Genomic DNA, 19,568 nt, shown 5'->3' with positions numbered 1-19,568 from the left:
GAAATGATGAAGAAATGGAAATCGCTGTTTTTTATTCTTCTTGCACTCAATGTGATTGCCGCCGCGGTAATCGTGACATTGATGGTTATGCCGGGAGAACAGGCGAAAATACAAGATGAGACAAAAAGCGAGTACGGCTTTCATATCACCAGCTCCAAAGAATCACTTGCCAGGTTTGTGAATTCGTACTTAAAAGAGAAGGCATCGAATCAGCTTGACTACAAAGTGGACATCAATAACGACGTGCACGTAGCCGGTAAAATCAAGGCGTTCTCAACATCCATTAATGCGGTTGTCACATTTGAACCGTCCGTACAAAAGAACGGAGATGTGGTTCTGAAAGTGACGAAGTTTTCATTAGGTGAATTAAGTCTTCCGATCAGCTTTGTGCTGAATTATATGGACAGCTTTTACGAACTGCCGTCATTTGTGCACGTTCATCCAAGTGATAAAAGCATTGAGGTCCGTCTGTCGGAAATGCCATTAGACAACGGTATGTATGTTAAGGCTGATAAAATCAATCTCGACACGGATGAAATTGAATTTTCCTATTATCATCCGAAGCAATAAGTTTTCATAAAAAAAACACAGATCCTTTCTGGGATTTGTGTTTTTTACGTTTCAGCGTTTTTTATCCAGCTTGCTGAACAGTTTGATTAACGTTGCGAGCTCTTCATCAGAGTAGCAGTCAAACCGTTTAAAAAAGTATTCAGTTTTTTTCTGGTTGAAATGATCGACAATTTTCTCCCCGTCTTCCGTAATATGGATTCTGATAATTCGTCTGTCCTCTTTAGAACGGATGCGGGTGATCCATTCCTTTTCTACTAAAGCGTCGGTCACTGCGGTAATGTGGCTTGCGGAGACCTCAAGAATGGGAGCGAATTCCGTAACTTTTTTAGGGCCTTGTTCACTGAGAATCCGTAAAATGGTGAATTCGTTCCTGGACAGCTCTTTATCTAGAATTTCATTAACTTCATTTCTGATTTGTTTAAACACTTTTCGAAGCAAAGCTTCCATATCATACATCATTTGTGTTCTTACTTTCAAATCATGAACCTCCAATATGTAGTCAGCGCGGTATTCGGCTTATGCTTCCCCTGAAGAAAGCAGAATTATTTTTATTCTGTTTATACATGCTATAATATAATAATACCACGTATGAACAAAGGAGGGCACCCGTATGTCAGAAAAAAAAGAAATCGCCACATTTGCAGGCGGCTGTTTTTGGTGCATGGTGAAGCCGTTTGACGAACAGCCTGGAATTGAAAGAGTGGTGTCCGGCTATACAGGAGGCCATACTGAGAATCCGACTTACGAAGAAGTGTGCAGTGAAACGACCGGCCACAGGGAAGCCGTTCAAATCACATTTCAACCAGACATTTTCCCGTATGAAAAGCTTGTCGAGCTGTTTTGGCAGCAGATCGACCCGACTGACGCAGGCGGCCAGTTTGCGGACCGCGGCAGTTCATATCGGGCGGCGATTTATTACCATAATGATGAACAAAAAGAGATAGCTGAAGCCTCAAAAAAACGGCTTGAAGACAGCGGCATCTTTAAAAAGCCGATCGTGACAGACATTTTAAAGGCTGAGCCTTTTTATGAAGCGGAAGGCTATCATCAGCATTTTTATAAGAAAAATCCTGATCACTACGGGCGCTACCGTGTAGGCTCCGGACGTCAAGGATTTCTGGATGAACATTGGAGGGACAGATAGGATGGCTCTAAATAAAGAAGAAAAAATCAAATCATTAAACCGCATGCAATACGAAGTCACGCAAAACAACGGAACAGAGCCGCCATTTCAAAATGAATTTTGGGATCACAAAGAAGAGGGGCTTTATGTTGATATCATTTCAGGAAAACCCCTGTTTACTTCTCTGGATAAATTCGATTCTCATTGCGGATGGCCGAGTTTTACCAAACCGATTGAGGAAGAAGAGGTTGACGAAAAACTGGACACGAGCCACGGGATGGTCCGGACGGAAGTGAGAAGCAAAACAGCGGACTCCCACTTGGGCCACGTTTTTAATGACGGCCCTGGGCCGACCGGTCTCCGTTATTGCATTAACTCTGCGGCACTCCGTTTTATTCCGAAGGATAAGCTGAAGGAAGAAGGCTATGAAACCTATCAGCATTTATTTGAGAAATAGAGCTCAGCAATGAGGCCTGCCGATTTAGACAGGCCTTTTTTCTATGCTTTTTTTTCTTCATGTAATCGTTCAATTATCTTTACGACTGTGTCTGTTGTGATGAGCGGCGCTTGATCGGATTGATATCTGGGGAGATTGACCTTCCTGAATTCAGGGTGTTTGGCGGGGTCCGGCAATATCGCGTAAAGATTGCCCCATTCATATAAAGATTCCGTTTCATGAGGAGAGGTCAGTTCTTCGTGAAGTTTCTCCCCGGGGCGTTTTCCTACTTCAACAGCGGCGGGGCGCGGCAGTCCGTGCCGGATCGCATATTCCTCAAACCCGTGAAGCAGTTCTTCAAGCCTCAGGGACTCCATTTTAAAAATAAACGTTTCTCCGCCCTTTGTAATCGCCGCAGATTGCAGGGTAAGCATTGCTGCGTCATCAATCGACATAAAAAACCTCGTCATATTTTTATCCGTAATGGTGAGCGGGCCGCCATCCATCAGCTGTTCAAATAATATAGGAATAACAGAACCGCGTGAACCGAGGACATTGCCGAAGCGGACCGAACAAAACACCGTACCGCGGTTTTGAACATGATGATTAGCCTGATGAAACAGCTTCTCGGACAACAGCTTCGTAGCTCCCATTGTGTTTACCGGAGAAACGGCTTTATCGGTTTTTTAAGATATTTACTGCATTTTGAGGGACTATCAGTGACGGTGAGATCGAAAACGAAAAATTAAACCTTAGGATGGGGGTGATTTCAAACTGAGCTGGAATTGGCCCTTTTCTTTTTTGTGTCATATTAACGATAACATCTTTGAAGACCATTCTTAATAGCGCGTTCTTTTTCTCTGTGCTTGATTCAATGTGATATTGATCAATTATCTTATTGATGTTGTTTCTGACTGTATTACTGTCTATTTCTGTTTGCGCTTCCTGAGTTCCATTGACCTCATTCTTGGCAATTTGGAGTTCTGCAAATTCTTCATCTAAAACAGCTTTTCTTTTCAAAAAAAGTTCATCAGTGTAAATGCCGCTTTCATATTTCTCGAAGATAAAATTCTCTTTGTTTTTTAATTCTTGTTCTTTTTGTGAAAGATGTTCACATATTTGCTTCTTTGTTTTCACATTATTATTTCCGTCTTCGTATTTAGAAATCATTGAAATGATATGTTTTGTTAAAGTCTTATTATCTAAGTTGTTTAAAGAAGAGAGGTAATCCAGAATGGCATTTTCAACATCGTTATATCTCACATACGTACATTTATTCTTTTTGCAAGTGAGTGATTTAACGTGATAGACACTTTTGGTGCCGTTTTTATTTTCACGCGTTCGCTTAGTTTCGTATTTAGATAATGGTTCACCGCACTTGGAACAAGTGCATACGCCTGCCAATTCACTTAATTCCAATGTATTTTTATTAGGCAGCAGGGGGACTTTGTTTGCAATTTTCTCTTGTGATTGTTGAAATTGTTCTTGATCTATTATGGGGGCATGTGCATCCGGTACTACAATTTGTTCCTTTTCAGGTCTAATTGTTCGTTTACCGTCTTTTGTTTTTTCTCTAACCTTATATTTAACAGTTCCGATATACGCTTCGTTTTGCAGAATTGCTTTAATTGTGTATTGATTCCAGCGCTTTTTTCCTGATGGAGTAGGTATTTGTAATTTTGTTAAGTGAGAAGCAATCGCTGTATAACTATAATCTTTTCCATTCAATCCATTTAAAAAGATGTTAAAGATGAATTGAACGACTTTTGCTTCTTCCTCGACGGGGACTAGTTTGGATGTTTTTTTGTTTAACCTGTATCCAAAAGGCGCTAGTCCGGAAATCCACTTCCCTTGTGCCGCATATGTGTATTTAGCCCCTGTCATACGCTCTCTGGTCATTTCAAATTCTTCTCTGGCCATAAATAATTCAAAACGAATCTGACGCATGTCTGCAGGATTTCGAGGGTCATAGACTTTATATGGTGTAATGATAATCAATCGCTTGCTTTGAAGAAGGTTAACTATTTGTCCAGCATCACTGTAGCTACCGCGGCTGAGTCTTGTTAATTCTTTAACAGCAATTGCCTGGTACTTGCCTTCCTCGAGGTCTTTAAGACATTCTTTAAAAACAGGGCGACCCTCAATGCTTTCTCCTGACCCGATTTCCATTTTTAATTCATAGGGGATTTCAATCGACTTCAGTATTTTATTCATGAGTTCTTTTTGTTCAGTTAGCGTATCTTCGCCTGTTCTTTTTTCTCGCTCCATATCCTGACGAGAGCGTCTAAGATAACCCAAAATATTTGTAATGTTGTAAGAATTAACGATGTTTTTTAACTCCAAAAAATCAGCACCTCCTCTTTATTGTATTTACTGTAAAAACAGAAGTATTCGTACAATATTCTGTCTGACATTGAATACGAAAATAGCCTAATAAATTGTAAGGGCTGTATTCTTTGAGATCCATTCTAATCGTATTCATTTTTTAATTAAACGCCGACTGTCATTAACAGGGTTTTTATTTTGTTCATTTAATCCTTATATGGAAGCGCTTAAGAGAAACTATAACTTGAACACTAAATAAAATAAGCAAAGAACTTAAAACGGTGGGGGACATATCAAAGGAACTTAATATCCCAGACTGGAGTATTCTGAATCTATTTAAGGCAAAAAAAGTGGACAAGCTTTCTTACCCTGAATTGTCAAAGAGGTGAGAGCAAAGGACTTTGATCTGCTATACGATTTGCATTTCAATAAAAAAATGAGTCTAAAAAAAGTTGACCGGAAATATGCCTATTCGCCTCCCTATATCCGTCAAGTTTTTAAGGATCAAGGAATTGAGCACTTGGCGTTTAAAAATCAGAATAAGAATTAGATATATTAACGGATGCATTAATTCTAAAAGCATCTAAGACTGTTTTTGAGAACAGTCTTTTTTGTGTAGTAAATATATCTTAAATTGTGAATAAATATTTGTTCACCGTAGTGATTTCTGAACGGTTTCAAACGTAGGACTGCCTTACCTTTTTTAAACGAATATAATAATAACAGGAAAAAATATAAATGTTTTATGGTATGGTGTTCAATGTGTTAAACAATAAAATTAGGGATAAAGGAGAGTTCAAATTGAAAAGCCTATTTGCTAAAATTCTTTTTATGTTGCTAGCAGCGGTTATAGCCATCCCGACTGTTGGAGCTTCGGCCTCAGAAGTGAAAAAAGCGAGTACTTCTAAACAGGACATGCAATTTACTTATAATCCAACCGAGCTTCAAAAACTTGCTAAAGAATACTCAGTCCCGGCAGTTAAAGAAAAAGGTATTTTAAATGCGGCCGAAGAATTAAAAGGTCTCGAAAATGGTAGTTCACAAGATCAAATGAGTACTATGGGAGCTAAAAGCGCTGCCGCTAAAGAAGCGATTAAGGTTATTAGAGGACTGGCAAATAATGCTTGGGCAAAAGACATATTAGGCACAATGTTCGGAAAATCTACGGTAAATAAGATTATTAAAAATACAAACAAAATTTGTAAAGTTCTCGAAGATATAACCGGAGCTCCTAAAGAGGTTGCTGCTATGGCAAGAAAACAAATCCCACCAGCAATTAAAGGTGCTGTTGGGGCAGGAGTTGCTGAAACAATTGGCATGGCAGTAGAATATATCATCCTTGCTGCAGATTATCTTGTTCTTTAAATTTTAAAATTAAAGGTGATAACATGACTGGAAATCGTTTTGTAGACTGGTGTAACGAGAATAACCTAAATTCTGAAGATGAAACTTTTCTCGTCCAGTTGTCAGCTGCATTTTGTAATTATGAAAATGATAAAGCGAAAGAAATGAGTAAGCAATTATTCATTAACCGATATGGTGAAGAGCTTGGAATTAGCTCTCTTAAAGGAGAGCATCGATCAGAATATGAAGAGATTATTCGTACTTATGAAAAGCATAATCACAGGCAGGGGGAAATTAATATAGATGAACTGCTGCAGGCATTATTTGAGACGGAGATGATGTTATCTTTAAAAGAAAAATTTTGATAAAATCCTAATTGATGTATCATAGGGGTTTAATCAGCCACTATAGACCACAGAGTCCCTCACACGCTCTGTGGTTTTTGAATGTATCCAAATAAAAAAAGAAGCCCCAGAGGACTTCAAAATAATTAATTCTTCTCACATGCAAAGTTGTCATTATCCCGATCCATTTTAGATGTATAAGCAGGGTGAGTGCTTGGTACACCATGCGGATATTTCTTCCTCAGCTCTGTGCAGTTTGCAAAGTGTTCAGTTCCCCCGGCAGAAGGGGAAGCTTGTGCAGAGTTAGAAGAGCTGCTTGATGCTGAACTGCTTGAGTTCGATTGATGTGTCTCGGATTGGTGTGTTGTAACTGACTTTTGAGCCGGCTTAGATACACTTACTGATTGCTTCGGTTTCGTTACGCAGCCATTAAATCCTTTATCAGTTGCATAGCCATTTTTACTCCAAATCTTCAAGTCCTTATCTTTCGCAGCCTGCTCATCTTTCTTATATGTGTCTAAATACTTCGTGTTTGGCTCATACACATAAGCTACTCGTGCTAATCCTTCTTTAAGCAGTGTTTCTTGTACTGATTTGCCATCTGCATAAACGTAAGCCAGCATTCTTCCATACTTATCAGTACGGTCACCTTTATCAAATTCTAATTGTAGCTTACCATTGTTCACCAGCTGTTTGTTTCTTGCTGAAGCATCCTCACCATATGGTTGTACGCAAGAGTTTGGCTTCTTAATTTTAGGCGTGTCAATAAGTAAATAACGAACAGTTTTGACTTCGCCTTTATAGTTAACTTTAATCGTGTCTCCGTCAACCGTTCTGTTTAGTGTTACATCGACCAGCTTTTTCTTATTGTCAGATGTCTTTTTATCCGACGAATCCTTCTTTGAAGCATTTTCGACTTTTTCATTCTTGTCATTAGTACTTTTGTCGTTTGATTGAGTGTCGGTCTTTGTCTCTTTTGCATTCTTTTCTTCTTGCTGCGTTGTTTTAGCTTTGTCTGAATCTGTTTTATCTGTAGAAGCAGAATCAGACCCACATGCCGCCAAAGAAAAGCTTAGAGATAATGCGCTAATACCTAACAACCATTTCTTCAATGTAATTCCCCCAAATTTGTTTTTTCTGTCTCTATATCGGACAAACCTTCCTGATTATGAATATAAAACCGAATATTGTAAAATTTATTTTGGCATTTTAGGACAATCAAATACAGTTGTGTGGTGAAATTTGGTAGTATAACCTTAGAGGAGGGAATTGAAATGGAAGAAGGAAAGTTAATTCGCATGACTCTTCATGGGATAAAGGAAGCTGTTTCGAAATACGGAACTTTTCCTATGTTCCAACATGGAGGGCATGTCATGGAAGATGCTGCTTTTCAATTCAGAGACCCAGCCAGCCCTCTAGAAGTTAGCAGTTTAGAAAAAAAGCTTGGGGTAACTTTACCTAATGACTATAAAGAGTTTCTATTTAATCACAATGGAATGGAAATGTTTAATGGTGTTGAGCTTCTTAGCACAGAAGGGATAATTGAATTTAATGAAGTTCAAGACTTCCCTAAGGGCTATGTCCTAATTGGATACCACTATGATGGCAGGTATGTTGTTGACACAAACAAATCAAATAAGGGATTAGGATATATGATGTATCTAGATTCAATTGATGACATTGAAGATGCGGTATATTTAGACTCTAACTTTGAGATATGGTTTGACATGTTGGTGTCTTCAAATGGAACAAAATATTGGGAAGTGACCCCGAAAACTCAAGAATACTATAAATATGTTTCAGAATAGAAAATAAGATTAAGCGGAAAGGAGACGTAAATGAAGGTATTTGAAGCATCCTCGTTAATCTCAGCAGCGGAGAAACGAGCAAAAGAATATGATCAGATTAGAGAACAATTTATCAATCTCAGGAAAGCTTTTCAGGGAATGGCTGACTTAGATGACAATGAGTTTTCAGGTAAAGGCGCTGACAACATTAAAGCCTTTTTCCAAGATCACGCTGGTGTCACAGACAGCTGGCTTGATCTGATCGATATGAAGATTGCTTTTCTTAACAGCATTTCTGGAAAAGTAACTGATGCGGGACTATCCGATTCGTTTGTGGAAGAGTCCTTTTTAGAACACGAGCTGATTCATGCGAATAATAAATCAAAAGCCATCATGCAGGAGCAGTGCAATGAAATGAGGGATATTCTTAATGAGATAAGTGATATTGTTCATCTTGATGTTTTCTCTACAGAGGGTGTCGATCAAAAGCTGGATTCTGCTGATAAAAAAAGAAGCGAAACGATACATAAACTCGGCAAGCTTGATCACGATCTAACCAGAGAATACGCAGAAACCGAAGCGAACGAACAGTTCATCCAAGCCGACTTTCAGCAGCTCCAAAACGCCACAGGCAAAGGAAAAAGCGCCACGCCGCTTCACTACAATGCCAAGGCGTTCCGCGAAAGCGACATCCATAAGAAAAAAGGCGAGATTGAAAGACACTCCGACGCTTATCTGACGATTAAAAAGGAAGAAGCGAAAGAACGGGAAATCAAGGATCTGAAGAAAAAACTTGCTGACAGAGTAACTGATCCGGATGAATACTTAGAGATTGCGAAGAAAATCGGTTACGAGAACCTTGAACCTCCCCAGCAGCAGTATGTGATTCAGCTCGAACAAGCAAAACAGATGGAAGAAGCCGGAGAAGTGACTTGGGATATTTTAAAAGGAGCTGGCGTTGGGTTATATGACGTCGGGAAAGAAACGGTAACCGGTCTATGGGACTTTATAACCGATCCGGGAGAAACCTTGTCAGCACTGGGGAATGCAGTACTTCATCCAGTTAAAACATATGAGGCTGTTGCAGAGGCAATTGAAGAGTCGTATCAAAAAGATATGGTAAATGGAGATGCGTATTCCAGGTCAAGATGGATGACATATGCGGTCGGTTCAGTGGCTGTGGCTGTCGTCGGAACGAAAGGTGCAGGAGCCGTTAACAAAGCTGATGCGGCGGGTAAGGTCATAAACAAGGCAGGACAGGCAGGTCAGAAAATTAAGGATGTTAAACTTCCAGATTTGCTTCCGTATAACCCGAAGTATAAACTTGCTCTGGCCGATAACGTACCATACAATGTGGTTGACAGCCAAAATCTTAAAAATGAACTTTTGACCAATGCAAAGAAAATTCCGGATGGAACGAGAAAGCCGTTTACCGGTCAAGAAATAAACCTTCCTTGGTTAAATAAAGAAAAGTATGGTGCCTTTGAGGTTAAAGGGAAGGTAAAAGTTTCGGGTAAAACTAAAGATGTAAGTCGAAGAGTATACACATTGAAAGATATTGATATAAGCAAAGTTGATGCTGAAAGCGGAAAAACAAATTTACAACTTATGAAAAAAGGTGACGCTCCTTTTGCTAATGACGGCACAAAAATCAACTTGCACCATTTAATTCAAGAAGAGCCAGGAACGATGGTGGAAATTCCAGCTTCTGTGCATCAAAATAATAAAAAAGTTCTCCATGGATTGAAAAAAGGTGGAGAAAGTTTTAGAAATGACAGGGAGTTGCGGAATCAGTATAAAAGCTTCCAACGAAGATATTGGAAATGGAGAGCGAGCCAATTTGAGAAAGGAGACATGTAACAATGACTTATAATGAAATTGAAGAATTTATTAAAGAAAACGCTGAAGATGATGATTTTACAGGCGGAGTAAGTGAAGAAAAAATCAAAGAGATACAAAATCGTTTAAATGTGAAACTTCCCGAGAGTTATAAGTGGTTTTTAACTAAATACGGATCAGGTGGAATTTACGGGGTAAATATACTTGGTCATGGGAAAGTTACTGCAAGAGTTGTGACAGTTACTGAAGAATATAGAACTCATTATGATTTAAGTGATGGTATTGTCGTTATAGAGTATGTAGATGAATTTTCTTATTGTCTTGATACATACAAGATGGAAAACGGAGAATGTCCAGTTATTGTTTGGGCAAATGAAGCTGGTTACGGAGACACGGTTGCAGATAACTTTCTGCAATTTCTTATGGTAGAGCTAGAAGAAGCAAAAGAAAACTGGGATGACGATGAAGATTGGGAAGATTAAAAACTCTTAATCAGAGAGTCTGGCTGTCTAGAGAAGCGATAAGAAGTGTTTATGATTAAATATTACTGAGAGGAAATGAATATGATCGAGAAATTTTGGTAAAAAATGAAGAAGAGTTCATTAAGATGGAGTGCAAAACACATCGGTATGAATGATGAGGAATTAAGAATCGTTCTGAATCAATTCATCATTGACAGAAGAGAGTCTGCAAAAGTCGATATTGCGTTTGATTATGTACATAGAAGACGGCATAAAAAGAAATGGTTAGCTAAAAAAGGCAAAGAGTCAATGCTCTTTACCATCAGGTGTTTTTCTTAAGCGGTCTGCCATATGCTTAATTAAACTAAGCGCAGCAGTCACTAATCCAATAACTAAAACAATTTCAAGTAAAAGGATAAATCCAAAATTTAAACCGCGACTTTCAAAGTAATCACCAGTAAAAAAGAGCAATTGATAAATTCCAAGCATTAGTACAATAAAGGAAGCGCCTATAATAACCAGAGATTTTTTAGAGAACTCCTTAGTATGTTCAAAATTATAAACCAATAAGAACAAAAATAGACAAGCCATAGCGATCTTTTGAGTCAATGAATCACTTGCTGAAAACTCATGCACAAGTAAGGAGATAATTAACCCAGTCATTCCGATTATTTTGTTCAATATATCACCTGCTTTGGATAAGTATGATCTGGTGTCAGCTTACCAATTAAAGGGGATTTTCTCAAGATGATACACATTAAAGTTAAATTAAAATCGTGATTTTAACTATTTATTAAGAGGAGACAAAATGAACATTAACATTGCAAAGATTCCTACTTATGAACACAGGATTGGTTCTAATCGCAGCCGAGGGCACAATTATTGAACGTGGTGAAATCCCAGTGGATACGAAATGCAGATTCGGCCGCTGACTGGGATCACGCTTAAGACGGTGGTTGTAGATAATATTGCACAGAAAATTGGTGAGGAACATACAGTACACCATTTCGTTTATGGTGGTTGGGAAAAAAACGAAAAGGCCGAGTTTTTCGATTTCAATATTGATGATTATCGTTATGGAAGTATATTTGTTCCGAATAGCACGTACAAAATTCGCAAAGGTGATCGTAGCGCACAAGCATTAATCAAGCCGGTCATTATCAAAAGTCCAATTCGTGAAAAGATCTATAAGAATTTGGCTCTGTTAAAGAATCGTGTTGATTTTTAAATTAACATCATAGCTTGGTATTTAATAACTTAGTTCAGTTTTGGAAAAATAAAAAACATATGAAATGCATGCAAATTTGGCATGTATTTTTTTGTTATATCAAGTTTTATTGCGTTACTTGCATTGAAACTATATACCAATTTGCAAATCAACTTTCAATACTGAAATTTCCATTGAAGCCTTGCAAATTTATGTGAAAAACGATTTTAAATACATGTACAAGTCAAACCAATGCACAACTTAGTCAGAATATCGAAGCTTTAACTAGGAATTGGTCTTTTCTGGGTCATTCATCATTGTGATTCTGTATTCCAACATCATGTTAAGAGTTCCAAGCATCTGTTCCATTTCGTCCTTCTTACGTTCGATTTCTATTATCTTTTGGCGAATCCATTCAATTACTTGTTGATTGGTACGTGTATTTGAATCACGATCTTGCAAAATTTCCTTCACTTCCGTTAGTGAACAACCCACCCCTTGAAACTTCTTTATCAGATTCAGACGTTCAATCGCTTTTTCTGTATAGTTACGATAGTTATTTTCCTCTCTCCGTATATGCCGACTGTCTAATAAACCTTCCTTTTCATAAAAACGAATGGTGTGGACTGATAAACCTGTCTTTTCTGATAATTCTCCAATCTTCATAAAAATCTCTCCTCGATTTAATTTGCCTCAGAGTTAACTCTATAGTATAGAATCAACTTGTTCAATAAATAGTACAACTCAAGGAGGGCATTTTTATGCGTATTTTTGTGACAGGAGCAACAGGTTACATCGGGTCTGCTGTCGTCCGAGAACTCATCGATGCTGGTCATAAAGTTGTCGGCCTTACACGTTCTGACAATGGTGCCATGGCACTGAAGGAAGCTGGGGCTGAGGTGCACCATGGAGCCCTTGACAACCTCGACAGTCTTCGCAGCGGAGCCGCATCTGCGGATGGTGTCATTCACCTGGCGTTTAAGAACGACTTCTCGGACTTCGCTGGTTCGCTCGCAACGGACCTGCGTGCAATTGAGGCGATTGGGGAGGTGCTCGAAGACTCCAACAAGCCGTTTGTGACCACTGCTCATGCAAACGGAAAGGCATCGGATAATGCGGTGATCGCACTGGCTGAGCGTGGGGTGCGGACATCGATTGTGGAGCTTCCGCCGTCCGTCCACGGCGTGGGCGATAAGGGCTTCGTACCGAGGCTGATCAACATTTCCCGTGAAAAGGGTGTCTCTGCTTACATTGGCGATGGATCCAACCGTTGGTCAGCCGTACATCGGCTTGATGCGGCACGCCTATTCCGTTTGGCCTTGGAATCGGCCCCAGCAGGAACACGGCTTCAAGGGGTCGGAGATGAAGGTATAGCATTTCGAGACATAGCAAGCGTCATCGGTAAGCATCTGAACTTGCGCGCAGTCAGCATTTCACATGAAGAGGCAGATGCACACTTTGGCTTTCTTGGCTTAATTGCCGCTCTTGATTTACCGAAGTCAAGCACACTGGCCCAAAAACTCTTGGGATGGCGGCCTGTGCACCCAACACTTATCTCGGACCTAGAGCAGGGTCACTATTTCAAAAAGAAGGATTAATCTTTAGCCCTTTTCATTACGAAAAGGGCTGTTTTGTTAAGGCTTACGAAGGATTATATGCTACATTGAAAAAAAACATAAAAAATATAGAGGCGGAGTAAATGACCGAAACTAAGACGAACACAATTACTGCTTAATCAGATATAAACGTTGAGTAGATTTGCTCCAAAATAATTTCAGGAGAATAACCGCGAACTTCTCTTTGAAATAAATAAAAATCACTCCTTAAAGCTTGAAGTAACGTATCCGATCTAAATACATTGTTCACTTTCGGGAATCTGGTTTCGTATATTTCTTCAAAAAGATTGACGAATATTTGGTGTAATTCACTATAAATCGGACCTTTTGATAGGGGATTGCGGCTTTTGCTTGGAGCAGCATCTTCAACACCTTTAAGCAATTGAGCTTTATTTTCTCTGAATTGGATAAATAAACTTAGTACGCCTTTAAATCGTAACCGGGGTGACTCTTCTCTATGCTCCTCTAAATACGCATCTATATCCTCAAATAGTAGAACTACGTTGTCCCTAATTAGATCAAGGCACAATTCTCCCTTGTTTTTATAACGTCGATAAAGAGTTCCAGGCCCGATTTTTGCTTCTGTTGCAATCTGATTCATGCTAACTTCTTCAACACCATTTTGTTCAAATAAACTAAAAGCAGCATCTAAAATACGTTGGCGATTCTCAGCTGCGTCACGACGTTCAGTGTGCCTATTGAATATTTTTTTATCATTAACCATCCAAATATCACTCCAAAAAAAGATAACATAATTGACAAGTGGAGATATCTCCGTTTAATATTAAATGGAGGGCTCTCCACTTATTTTATCCTATGGAAAAGGAGATTACAACATATGTTAAATCAACTTGGTAAAACTGCACTATTAGTAATGGATCTACAAAATGGAATCGTACCACATTTAGGAGAAAATCTAGAACAAGCTTTACTGCCATTTCAAAAGGCAATAAAAGCCGCCCGTAAACATTCTATTCCAGTTATTTTTGTCAGGGTCGGATTTAGTGAGGGTTATCCGGAGGTCAGCATGAAAAACAAGGCGTTTTCAGCTATAAGTAAGTATGGTGCAATGACGGTCGATGATCATGCAACACAAATTTATGAATCCGTTCAACCCGAAGCAAATGAACCTGTTATTACGAAATATAGAGTTAGTGCTTTTAGTGGAAGTAATCTGGAAATGATCTTACGGGCGCAACAAATTGAGTCACTTGTTCTCAGTGGAATATCTACAAGTGGGGTCGTTTTATCCACTTTAAGAGAAGCAGCGGACAAAGACTTTGAAATTAAAGTGTTAAATGACGCTTGTTTTGATCCAGATCCAGAGGTTCACCGAGTTCTAATGGAAAAGGTATTTCCACGTCAAGCCGATGTGTTAACGGTCCAATCTTGGATTGCTGCATTGAATTAAACAAAGAGGGTCTGTTTCCGTTATGGTGAAATAGACCCGACTAATTTGCCTTCAGTTTTTCTATGATTTACACAGCCGTTTTTTATGGTTCCCGAAACCTTTCAAGATGAAATGAAGGAAGGAACAAATTTGTCTATATTTAGTAGCAACAGGAAGGCTGCAAATAAAAATCATTTTAATCAAAAACTGGTTACTCCAATGGTTTTAGGTTCCATTCTCAATCCTATTAACTCTTCGATCATTTCAGTTGCTTTAATTCCAATTGGTCAGGCGTTTGGAGTACCGCCTTCTCAAACAGCATGGCTTGTTTCTGCTTTATATCTTGCTACGGCAATTGGACAGCCAGTTGTAGGAAAGTTAATTGATATTTTTGGTCCAAGACTTCTTTTTTTAATTGCAACATCATTAGTAGGTATCTCTAGTTTAATCGCAATCTTTGCCCCTAATATATGGTGGCTAGTTTGCTCAAGAGTTCTACTTGGTTTTGGAACCTGCGCTGGTTATCCTGCCTCTATGTATCTTATCCGTAGTGAAGCAGAGCGAACAGGTGAGGAAAGTTCAACGAGTATTCTTACATTATTAGCGATCTCTAGCCAAACGATTGCTGTTGTTGGACCAACCTTAGGGGGGCTGCTTATTGAATTTGGCGGTTGGCAAAGTATATTTATCGTAAATATTCCTTTATCATTAGCCTGTGTGTTCTTAGGTTACTACCGGTTTCCAAGGGGGTTAGGAGATTCCCTTAGCAAAGAGGAGAAAAATACTTCCATTGATTTTATTGGTATTATTTTCTTTGGAATCACCTTAATTTCTGCTCTCCTTTTCTTAATGAGTCCGAATTGGCATAATGTATATTTATTAATAATTGCAATCATCTCCGGTGTCATTTTTACTGGCTTCGAGTTGAGAATCAAAAATCCTTTTATGGATTTACGATTATTAGGCGGGAATACTCCCTTGTTATTAACGTATACCAGAGGTTTGCTTTCAGCTACCGTATCATACAGTTTTCTTTATGGATATACCCAATGGTTAGAAACAGGCAGGGGGCTGTCCCCTTCACATTCTGGTCTGTTGTTATTGCCGATGTTTTTAACGTCGATCATCATTTCTAAAACAACCGGAAAAAATCCTGCGATCCATATGAAATTGATTGTAGGGAGTATCGTTCAGTTTATTGCTATGTCACTGCTGTTATTTACAAATCATTCAAGCAGTCTTATTTATCTTGTTGTCATTGCTATACTTTTCGGAATACCTCAAGGCATATTGAATTTGGCTAATCAAAATGCGGTCTATTTTCAGGCTGCTTCCAAACAAATCGGCGCTTCAGCAGGTTTGTTAAGAACCTTTATGTACATGGGAGCTATGCTGGCTTCTGCTGCCAATGGATTGTTTTTAAAATCCGAAGCTATTACAAATGGTCTCCACAATGCAGCAATATTCAGTTTAGTCATTTGTTTGATTCTAATTATTACCCTATTCGATCGATCATTGAGCAAAGTTGGAAAAAAACACATGAATTTGTGAAAAGGAATTTTTATATTTTTCTATAGTCAGCAATCAGTCAATTTGTTGAACAAGAATTAAACGGGTGAAACATATTAGACATGTATAATATGTTTCACCCGTTATTTTTTGTGGCTTTTTACGATTTAGATATTAATAACTGAAATTCGGTAATATAACTATCCTCCTCGAATGGCTCTTTGAGTGAATGTAATAACATTGGCGATACAAACAAAATATCACCGCCTACTTAGAACATAATAGTTAAGCGAAGGTGATATATAAAGCGATATGGCAGTAGTACTTAATGGGATTCAATGAGCTTCGGTGAGTTGTTTTTAGGCGAGTTAACCAAGGATGAAAAGAAAAAAGTAAACCATACATATTATTTGAACAAGCTTTGCGAGGCTTTGATAAAGAAAGAACAGTCAAGAGACGAACCATTACATACATATAATACTCCTGTGAAAGCGGGGGTGTAGCTTTGGAACCTTACCAACGTTATGAGGAATTAAAGAAGAAAACAATAAAGGTTGTCCATAAAGATAATTACGGTATCCGCTATATAAATCAGGATGAAGCAAGTAATGATTTAGATGAATTTTATAAACAATTTGCTCAGCATTTATTGGAGGCTGCTTTGGAAAGGAGTGCAGAGTAAGCTTCTTTTTTTGATTTGTTTGTAGTCAGTATCCTAATAAACGGCTTTATCGGTACTGATATTAATCACATGCGCCACCTCTTGCAGCAAAGCGGCTTCTGCGACATTTTGTCCGCCGATAAGGTTGGTTTGAATGGCTTCAAACGGATGATCCTCACAAGTCGGAACCTGCTTCAGCGCAGCGGCGTGAAAGACAATATCAACACCTTTCATCACTTGGTTTACTCTTCTGTAGTCACGTACATCGCCGAGCACAAATGACAGTCTTTGTTCATCCGCATATTTTTGTTTCATCACATATTGTTTGCTGTCATCTTTGCTGAATACAATGACTTCTTTAGGCGTTAAGAGCAAAAGGCGTTTAACAATTTGGCTTCCGATTGACCCTGTCCCGCCGGTGACGAGAACAGTTTTATCGTGAAAAAATGGTTTTAGCTCTACTGCTTGCTGTTTAGGCATGGCTTATCCTCCAACTCTCGTTTCTCTACCATGCATCATATGTTGAACAATTTCAGCGAGTTAATGAAAGCAACCAATAATTCAAAAATTAGAGAAAATCATTAATCTGATGCGCTTTCATTTCGCTTGAGCCAATTAATAGAAAAAGAATTACTAACAAATCATTGTACTAAATATTCACTTGTAATTCTGCTCCCGTCTTTTTTTCTTCTCTCAACACGAATTTTCACTTTCTTACAATTTTCACAAAAACTTAACACTGATGATTCTGTATGTATTTTACAATTGAAGTGCAGGTTTAAAAAAGGAGGAAGTAAAATGAATCATTCAAAAACACTTTTGTTAACCGCGGCAGCCGGACTGATGCTCACATGCGGTGCCGTTTCTTCTGAGGCCAAGCATAAGCTGTCTGATCCTTATCATTTTACCGTCAATGCGGCGGCGGAAACGGAACCTGTTGATACAGCCGGTGATGCGGCGGACGATCCTGCGATTTGGCTGGACCCCAAAACTCCTCAGAACAGCAAATTGATTACGACCAATAAAAAATCAGGCTTAGTCGTTTACAGTCTCGATGGTAAGATGCTTCATTCCTATAATACCGGGAAACTGAACAATGTCGATATCCGCTATGATTTTCCGTTGAACGGAAAAAAAGTCGATATTGCGGCAGCATCCAACCGGTCTGAAGGGAAAAATACAGTTGAGATCTACGCCATTGACAGAAAGAACGGCACATTGCAAAGCATTACAGATCCAAAAAATCCAATTGCATCAGCAATTGATGAAGTATACGGTTTCAGCTTGTACCACAGTCAAAAAACGGGAAAATATTACGCGATGGTGACAGGGAAAGAGGGCGAATTTGAGCAATATGAATTAAAGGCGGACAAAAATGGATACATATCCGGCAAGAAGGTAAGGGCATTTAAAATGAATTCTCAGACGGAAGGGATGGCAGCAGACGATGAATACGGCAGTCTTTATATCGCGGAAGAAGATGAAGCCATTTGGAAGTTCAGCGCCGAGCCGGACGGCGGCAGTAACGGAACGGTTATCGACCGAGCCGACGGCAGGCATTTAACGCCTGACATTGAAGGATTGACGATTTACTACGCTGCTGACGGTAAAGGCTATCTGCTGGCATCAAGTCAGGGAAACAGCAGCTATACCGTTTATGACAGACAAGGACAGAACAAATATGTGGCGGATTTTCGCATTACAGACGGGCCTGAAACAGACGGCACAAGCGATACGGACGGAATTGACGTTCTGGGCTTCGGGCTGGGGCCAAAATATCCGTTCGGTCTTTTTGTCGCACAGGATGGGGAAAATATAGATCACGGTCAAAAGGCAAATCAAAATTTTAAAATAGTGCCATGGGAAAGAATTGCTGATAAAATCGGCTTCCGCCCGCAGGTCAATAAGCAGGTTGACCCGCGAAAACTGACCGACAGAAGCGGAAAATAAACATACAAAAAGCAGCTTGGATAAGCTGCTTTTTCATGTGAAGAGCGTTTCATGAGAAAGTATCGGAGCGAATAGCCGTAAGCACGGCCGGAAGCTGGTCATACGTGTAAGCCGGCACTGTCTCTTGATAATTAAGTGCCGCAATTCGTTCACGTTCAGTTGGGTTTGTCATATAAAATAGAATCTTATCCGCAAAATCCGCAAGCCCGCTGTAAGAAACAAAGGATGAAAAAGGGGGCGCGGGAGATAGATCTGTCAGCTGAAATGTCTGACAGGCCGCAATGTCAAAGCTTCTCGTATTTAAACTGATATTTTGGATGCCGCGTCCATTCTGATTGAGCGCAAACCGGTAAGAACGGTGCGGGTTTAAGACCACGTCTGCGCTGTTGTAATACAATGCGGCATGTTCAGGTTCAATCCATTCATCCATTATGAGCACATTTTTCTGTCTGGCGATTGTTTTAGGCAGATGTCTGCGCCATCCCTTCCCGATGATACGAAGCGTATACGGAAGCTTCGCCGCTGCTTTCACGAGTTCAACGCGATTCGGATACGGATATCCGATCAGAAGCAGATTGGTGTGAAGAGAAGCGTCAGGCGCTTGTTTCGTAAAAATCCGCTGATTAACGGGAATCGGGACATAATATACGTGCTGTAAGCCCATTTGCCGATAAGCATCAAGAGCGTTTTGTTCTATGGTCAAAACGGCATCGGCGAGCGGGGCGATTTTCGCGCTCACATCAAAATAAAAAGGGTCCTCCGTCAGCCATAGATAGACGGGAATCTGCTCTGTTCTCAGCCATTGAAGCCATTCTGACGGAATACGGTCGCCCGCCATCATCAGACTGATGTCAGGTTTGAATGCCCGTATGCTGCTGATTGTATCTTCCTGAAGCTCAGAAACAGAAAAAAAGCGGACGGAAGACTGTAAAAAACCTTCCTCGATCCAGCGGTCAAAATACGTGTAAATGCCTTTATATCCTGAACGGATATATAGAACGTTCAT

Annotated in this window: 22 protein-coding genes and 3 pseudogenes; 15 read left to right on the top strand and 10 right to left on the bottom strand. The window is 39.5% G+C overall.

The window, feature by feature from the left end:
* The first annotated feature begins 6 nt into the window (after positions 1-6).
* Positions 7-570, top strand: a complete 564-nt coding sequence (locus AADZ70_RS05940; protein ID WP_016936676.1) for a DUF2140 family protein — start codon at positions 7-9, stop codon at positions 568-570.
* A 51-nt stretch (positions 571-621) separates the two neighbouring features.
* On the opposite strand, the gene AADZ70_RS05935 is transcribed toward AADZ70_RS05940, so the two are convergent.
* The gene (locus tag AADZ70_RS05935; RefSeq protein WP_013352592.1) at positions 622-1,047 is read right to left on the bottom strand and encodes a MarR family transcriptional regulator; all 426 of its coding nucleotides are present in this window, start codon (positions 1,045-1,047) and stop codon (positions 622-624) included.
* 133 nt (positions 1,048-1,180) lie between these two features.
* On the opposite strand from AADZ70_RS05935, the gene msrA reads away from it, so the two are divergent.
* The gene (msrA, locus tag AADZ70_RS05930) at positions 1,181-1,714 is read left to right on the top strand and encodes a peptide-methionine (S)-S-oxide reductase MsrA (protein ID WP_016936675.1); all 534 of its coding nucleotides are present in this window, start codon (positions 1,181-1,183) and stop codon (positions 1,712-1,714) included.
* Between the two features lies 1 nt (position 1,715).
* On the top strand, positions 1,716-2,150 hold the full coding sequence (gene msrB, locus AADZ70_RS05925; RefSeq protein ID WP_016936674.1) for a peptide-methionine (R)-S-oxide reductase MsrB: 435 nt from the start codon (positions 1,716-1,718) through the stop codon (positions 2,148-2,150).
* Between the two features lie 41 nt (positions 2,151-2,191).
* Here the strand turns inward: msrB and AADZ70_RS05920 are convergent.
* Positions 2,192-2,812, bottom strand: a pseudogene (locus AADZ70_RS05920) (polysaccharide biosynthesis protein); the annotation flags it as partial.
* Positions 2,805-4,472 (bottom strand): recombinase family protein, encoded by a 1,668-nt coding sequence (locus AADZ70_RS05915; protein ID WP_016936672.1) that lies wholly within the window; start codon positions 4,470-4,472, stop codon positions 2,805-2,807. The gene AADZ70_RS05915 and the pseudogene AADZ70_RS05920, both read right to left, overlap by 8 nt.
* Positions 4,473-5,192: 720 nt before the next feature.
* Between AADZ70_RS05915 and AADZ70_RS05910 the strand changes: the two genes are divergently transcribed.
* Positions 5,193-5,819 (top strand): hypothetical protein, encoded by a 627-nt coding sequence (locus AADZ70_RS05910; protein ID WP_016936671.1) that lies wholly within the window; start codon positions 5,193-5,195, stop codon positions 5,817-5,819.
* A gap of 23 nt (positions 5,820-5,842) precedes the next feature.
* On the top strand, positions 5,843-6,163 hold the full coding sequence (locus AADZ70_RS05905; protein ID WP_016936670.1) for a hypothetical protein: 321 nt from the start codon (positions 5,843-5,845) through the stop codon (positions 6,161-6,163).
* A gap of 125 nt (positions 6,164-6,288) precedes the next feature.
* Here AADZ70_RS05905 and AADZ70_RS05900 read toward each other — a convergent pair whose 3' ends face one another.
* A complete protein-coding gene (locus AADZ70_RS05900) occupies positions 6,289-7,254 on the bottom strand; it encodes a thermonuclease family protein (RefSeq protein ID WP_342007867.1) in 966 nt (321 codons plus the stop codon).
* Between the two features lie 261 nt (positions 7,255-7,515).
* Here AADZ70_RS05900 and AADZ70_RS05895 point away from each other — a divergent pair, with 261 nt between their 5' ends.
* Genes AADZ70_RS05895 through AADZ70_RS05885 form a run of 3 tightly spaced genes read left to right on the top strand, consistent with a single transcriptional unit; the run spans position 7,516 to position 10,250 of the window.
* Positions 7,516-7,950, top strand: coding sequence for an SMI1/KNR4 family protein (locus AADZ70_RS05895; RefSeq protein WP_342008047.1), 435 nt, complete (start codon positions 7,516-7,518; stop codon positions 7,948-7,950).
* 30 nt (positions 7,951-7,980) lie between these two features.
* Positions 7,981-9,789, top strand: a complete 1,809-nt coding sequence (locus tag AADZ70_RS05890) for a T7SS effector LXG polymorphic toxin (protein WP_342007866.1) — start codon at positions 7,981-7,983, stop codon at positions 9,787-9,789.
* Positions 9,790-9,791: 2 nt separating this feature from the next.
* A complete protein-coding gene (locus tag AADZ70_RS05885) occupies positions 9,792-10,250 on the top strand; it encodes an SMI1/KNR4 family protein (RefSeq protein WP_342007865.1) in 459 nt (152 codons plus the stop codon).
* Positions 10,251-10,535: 285 nt separating this feature from the next.
* Here the strand turns inward: AADZ70_RS05885 and AADZ70_RS05880 are convergent, their stop codons facing one another.
* Positions 10,536-10,910, bottom strand: coding sequence for a YoqO family protein (locus AADZ70_RS05880; protein ID WP_342007864.1), 375 nt, complete (start codon positions 10,908-10,910; stop codon positions 10,536-10,538).
* Between the two features lie 232 nt (positions 10,911-11,142).
* On the opposite strand from AADZ70_RS05880, the gene AADZ70_RS05875 reads away from it, so the two are divergent.
* A complete protein-coding gene (locus tag AADZ70_RS05875) occupies positions 11,143-11,457 on the top strand; it encodes a hypothetical protein (RefSeq protein WP_342007863.1) in 315 nt (104 codons plus the stop codon).
* A 264-nt stretch (positions 11,458-11,721) separates the two neighbouring features.
* On the opposite strand, the gene AADZ70_RS05870 is transcribed toward AADZ70_RS05875, so the two are convergent.
* The gene (locus tag AADZ70_RS05870) at positions 11,722-12,102 is read right to left on the bottom strand and encodes a MerR family transcriptional regulator (protein WP_342007862.1); all 381 of its coding nucleotides are present in this window, start codon (positions 12,100-12,102) and stop codon (positions 11,722-11,724) included.
* A gap of 95 nt (positions 12,103-12,197) precedes the next feature.
* On the opposite strand from AADZ70_RS05870, the gene AADZ70_RS05865 reads away from it, so the two are divergent.
* Positions 12,198-13,034 (top strand): SDR family oxidoreductase, encoded by an 837-nt coding sequence (locus AADZ70_RS05865; protein WP_342007861.1) that lies wholly within the window; start codon positions 12,198-12,200, stop codon positions 13,032-13,034.
* Positions 13,035-13,167: 133 nt separating this feature from the next.
* On the opposite strand, the gene AADZ70_RS05860 is transcribed toward AADZ70_RS05865, so the two are convergent.
* Entirely contained in the window at positions 13,168-13,776 is a 609-nt protein-coding gene (locus AADZ70_RS05860; RefSeq protein WP_064778497.1) for a TetR/AcrR family transcriptional regulator, read from the bottom strand.
* A 114-nt stretch (positions 13,777-13,890) separates the two neighbouring features.
* Between AADZ70_RS05860 and AADZ70_RS05855 the strand changes: the two genes are divergently transcribed.
* Together AADZ70_RS05855 and AADZ70_RS05850 are read left to right on the top strand one after the other, a co-directional pair.
* A complete protein-coding gene (locus AADZ70_RS05855; protein WP_342007860.1) occupies positions 13,891-14,463 on the top strand; it encodes a cysteine hydrolase in 573 nt (190 codons plus the stop codon).
* 129 nt (positions 14,464-14,592) lie between these two features.
* Entirely contained in the window at positions 14,593-15,993 is a 1,401-nt protein-coding gene (locus tag AADZ70_RS05850; protein ID WP_342007859.1) for an MFS transporter, read from the top strand.
* Between the two features lie 124 nt (positions 15,994-16,117).
* Here AADZ70_RS05850 and AADZ70_RS05845 read toward each other — a convergent pair.
* Positions 16,118-16,207 (bottom strand): annotated as a pseudogene (locus AADZ70_RS05845) (ATP-dependent DNA ligase); the annotation flags it as partial.
* 127 nt (positions 16,208-16,334) lie between these two features.
* On the opposite strand from AADZ70_RS05845, the pseudogene AADZ70_RS05840 reads away from it, so the two are divergent.
* Together AADZ70_RS05840 and sprB are read left to right on the top strand one after the other, a co-directional pair.
* Positions 16,335-16,454 (top strand): annotated as a pseudogene (locus AADZ70_RS05840) (hypothetical protein); the annotation flags it as partial.
* Between the two features lie 2 nt (positions 16,455-16,456).
* On the top strand, positions 16,457-16,633 hold the full coding sequence (gene sprB / locus AADZ70_RS05835) for a recombination directionality factor SprB (RefSeq protein ID WP_016936657.1): 177 nt from the start codon (positions 16,457-16,459) through the stop codon (positions 16,631-16,633).
* A gap of 33 nt (positions 16,634-16,666) precedes the next feature.
* Here sprB and AADZ70_RS05830 read toward each other — a convergent pair whose 3' ends face one another.
* Entirely contained in the window at positions 16,667-17,092 is a 426-nt protein-coding gene (locus AADZ70_RS05830; RefSeq protein WP_016936656.1) for an SDR family NAD(P)-dependent oxidoreductase, read from the bottom strand.
* A 318-nt stretch (positions 17,093-17,410) separates the two neighbouring features.
* On the opposite strand from AADZ70_RS05830, the gene phyC reads away from it, so the two are divergent.
* Positions 17,411-18,562 (top strand): 3-phytase, encoded by a 1,152-nt coding sequence (gene phyC / locus AADZ70_RS05825; protein WP_342007858.1) that lies wholly within the window; start codon positions 17,411-17,413, stop codon positions 18,560-18,562.
* A 49-nt stretch (positions 18,563-18,611) separates the two neighbouring features.
* Here phyC and AADZ70_RS05820 read toward each other — a convergent pair whose 3' ends face one another.
* Positions 18,612-19,568, bottom strand: coding sequence for a DUF3880 domain-containing protein (locus tag AADZ70_RS05820; RefSeq protein WP_064778491.1), 957 nt, complete (start codon positions 19,566-19,568; stop codon positions 18,612-18,614).

The organism is Bacillus sp. YBsi01 (genome assembly GCF_038406745.1).
GTDB lineage: Bacteria > Bacillota > Bacilli > Bacillales > Bacillaceae > Bacillus > Bacillus siamensis.
Note: the sequence above shows the minus strand (reverse complement) of the source record. Positions and strands in the feature narration are given on the sequence as shown.

Excerpts from the sequence above, each read along its gene's own strand:
- phyC (WP_342007858.1), top strand. The coding sequence starts at position 17,411 with ATGAATCATTCAAAAACACTTTTGTTAACCGCGGCAGCCGGACTGATG.
- AADZ70_RS05870 (WP_342007862.1), bottom strand. The coding sequence starts at position 12,102 with ATGAAGATTGGAGAATTATCAGAAAAGACAGGTTTATCAGTCCACACC.
- msrB (WP_016936674.1), top strand. The coding sequence starts at position 1,716 with ATGGCTCTAAATAAAGAAGAAAAAATCAAATCATTAAACCGCATGCAA.
- AADZ70_RS05890 (WP_342007866.1), top strand. The coding sequence starts at position 7,981 with ATGAAGGTATTTGAAGCATCCTCGTTAATCTCAGCAGCGGAGAAACGA.
- AADZ70_RS05875 (WP_342007863.1), top strand. The coding sequence starts at position 11,143 with ATGCAGATTCGGCCGCTGACTGGGATCACGCTTAAGACGGTGGTTGTA.
- AADZ70_RS05860 (WP_064778497.1), bottom strand. The coding sequence starts at position 13,776 with ATGGTTAATGATAAAAAAATATTCAATAGGCACACTGAACGTCGTGAC.
- AADZ70_RS05895 (WP_342008047.1), top strand. The coding sequence starts at position 7,516 with ATGGAAGATGCTGCTTTTCAATTCAGAGACCCAGCCAGCCCTCTAGAA.
- AADZ70_RS05820 (WP_064778491.1), bottom strand. The coding sequence starts at position 19,568 with ATGAACGTTCTATATATCCGTTCAGGATATAAAGGCATTTACACGTAT.
- AADZ70_RS05910 (WP_016936671.1), top strand. The coding sequence starts at position 5,193 with ATGTTTTATGGTATGGTGTTCAATGTGTTAAACAATAAAATTAGGGAT.
- AADZ70_RS05885 (WP_342007865.1), top strand. The coding sequence starts at position 9,792 with ATGACTTATAATGAAATTGAAGAATTTATTAAAGAAAACGCTGAAGAT.
- AADZ70_RS05865 (WP_342007861.1), top strand. The coding sequence starts at position 12,198 with ATGCGTATTTTTGTGACAGGAGCAACAGGTTACATCGGGTCTGCTGTC.
- AADZ70_RS05855 (WP_342007860.1), top strand. The coding sequence starts at position 13,891 with ATGTTAAATCAACTTGGTAAAACTGCACTATTAGTAATGGATCTACAA.
- AADZ70_RS05830 (WP_016936656.1), bottom strand. The coding sequence starts at position 17,092 with ATGCCTAAACAGCAAGCAGTAGAGCTAAAACCATTTTTTCACGATAAA.
- AADZ70_RS05940 (WP_016936676.1), top strand. The coding sequence starts at position 7 with ATGAAGAAATGGAAATCGCTGTTTTTTATTCTTCTTGCACTCAATGTG.
- AADZ70_RS05905 (WP_016936670.1), top strand. The coding sequence starts at position 5,843 with ATGACTGGAAATCGTTTTGTAGACTGGTGTAACGAGAATAACCTAAAT.
- msrA (WP_016936675.1), top strand. The coding sequence starts at position 1,181 with ATGTCAGAAAAAAAAGAAATCGCCACATTTGCAGGCGGCTGTTTTTGG.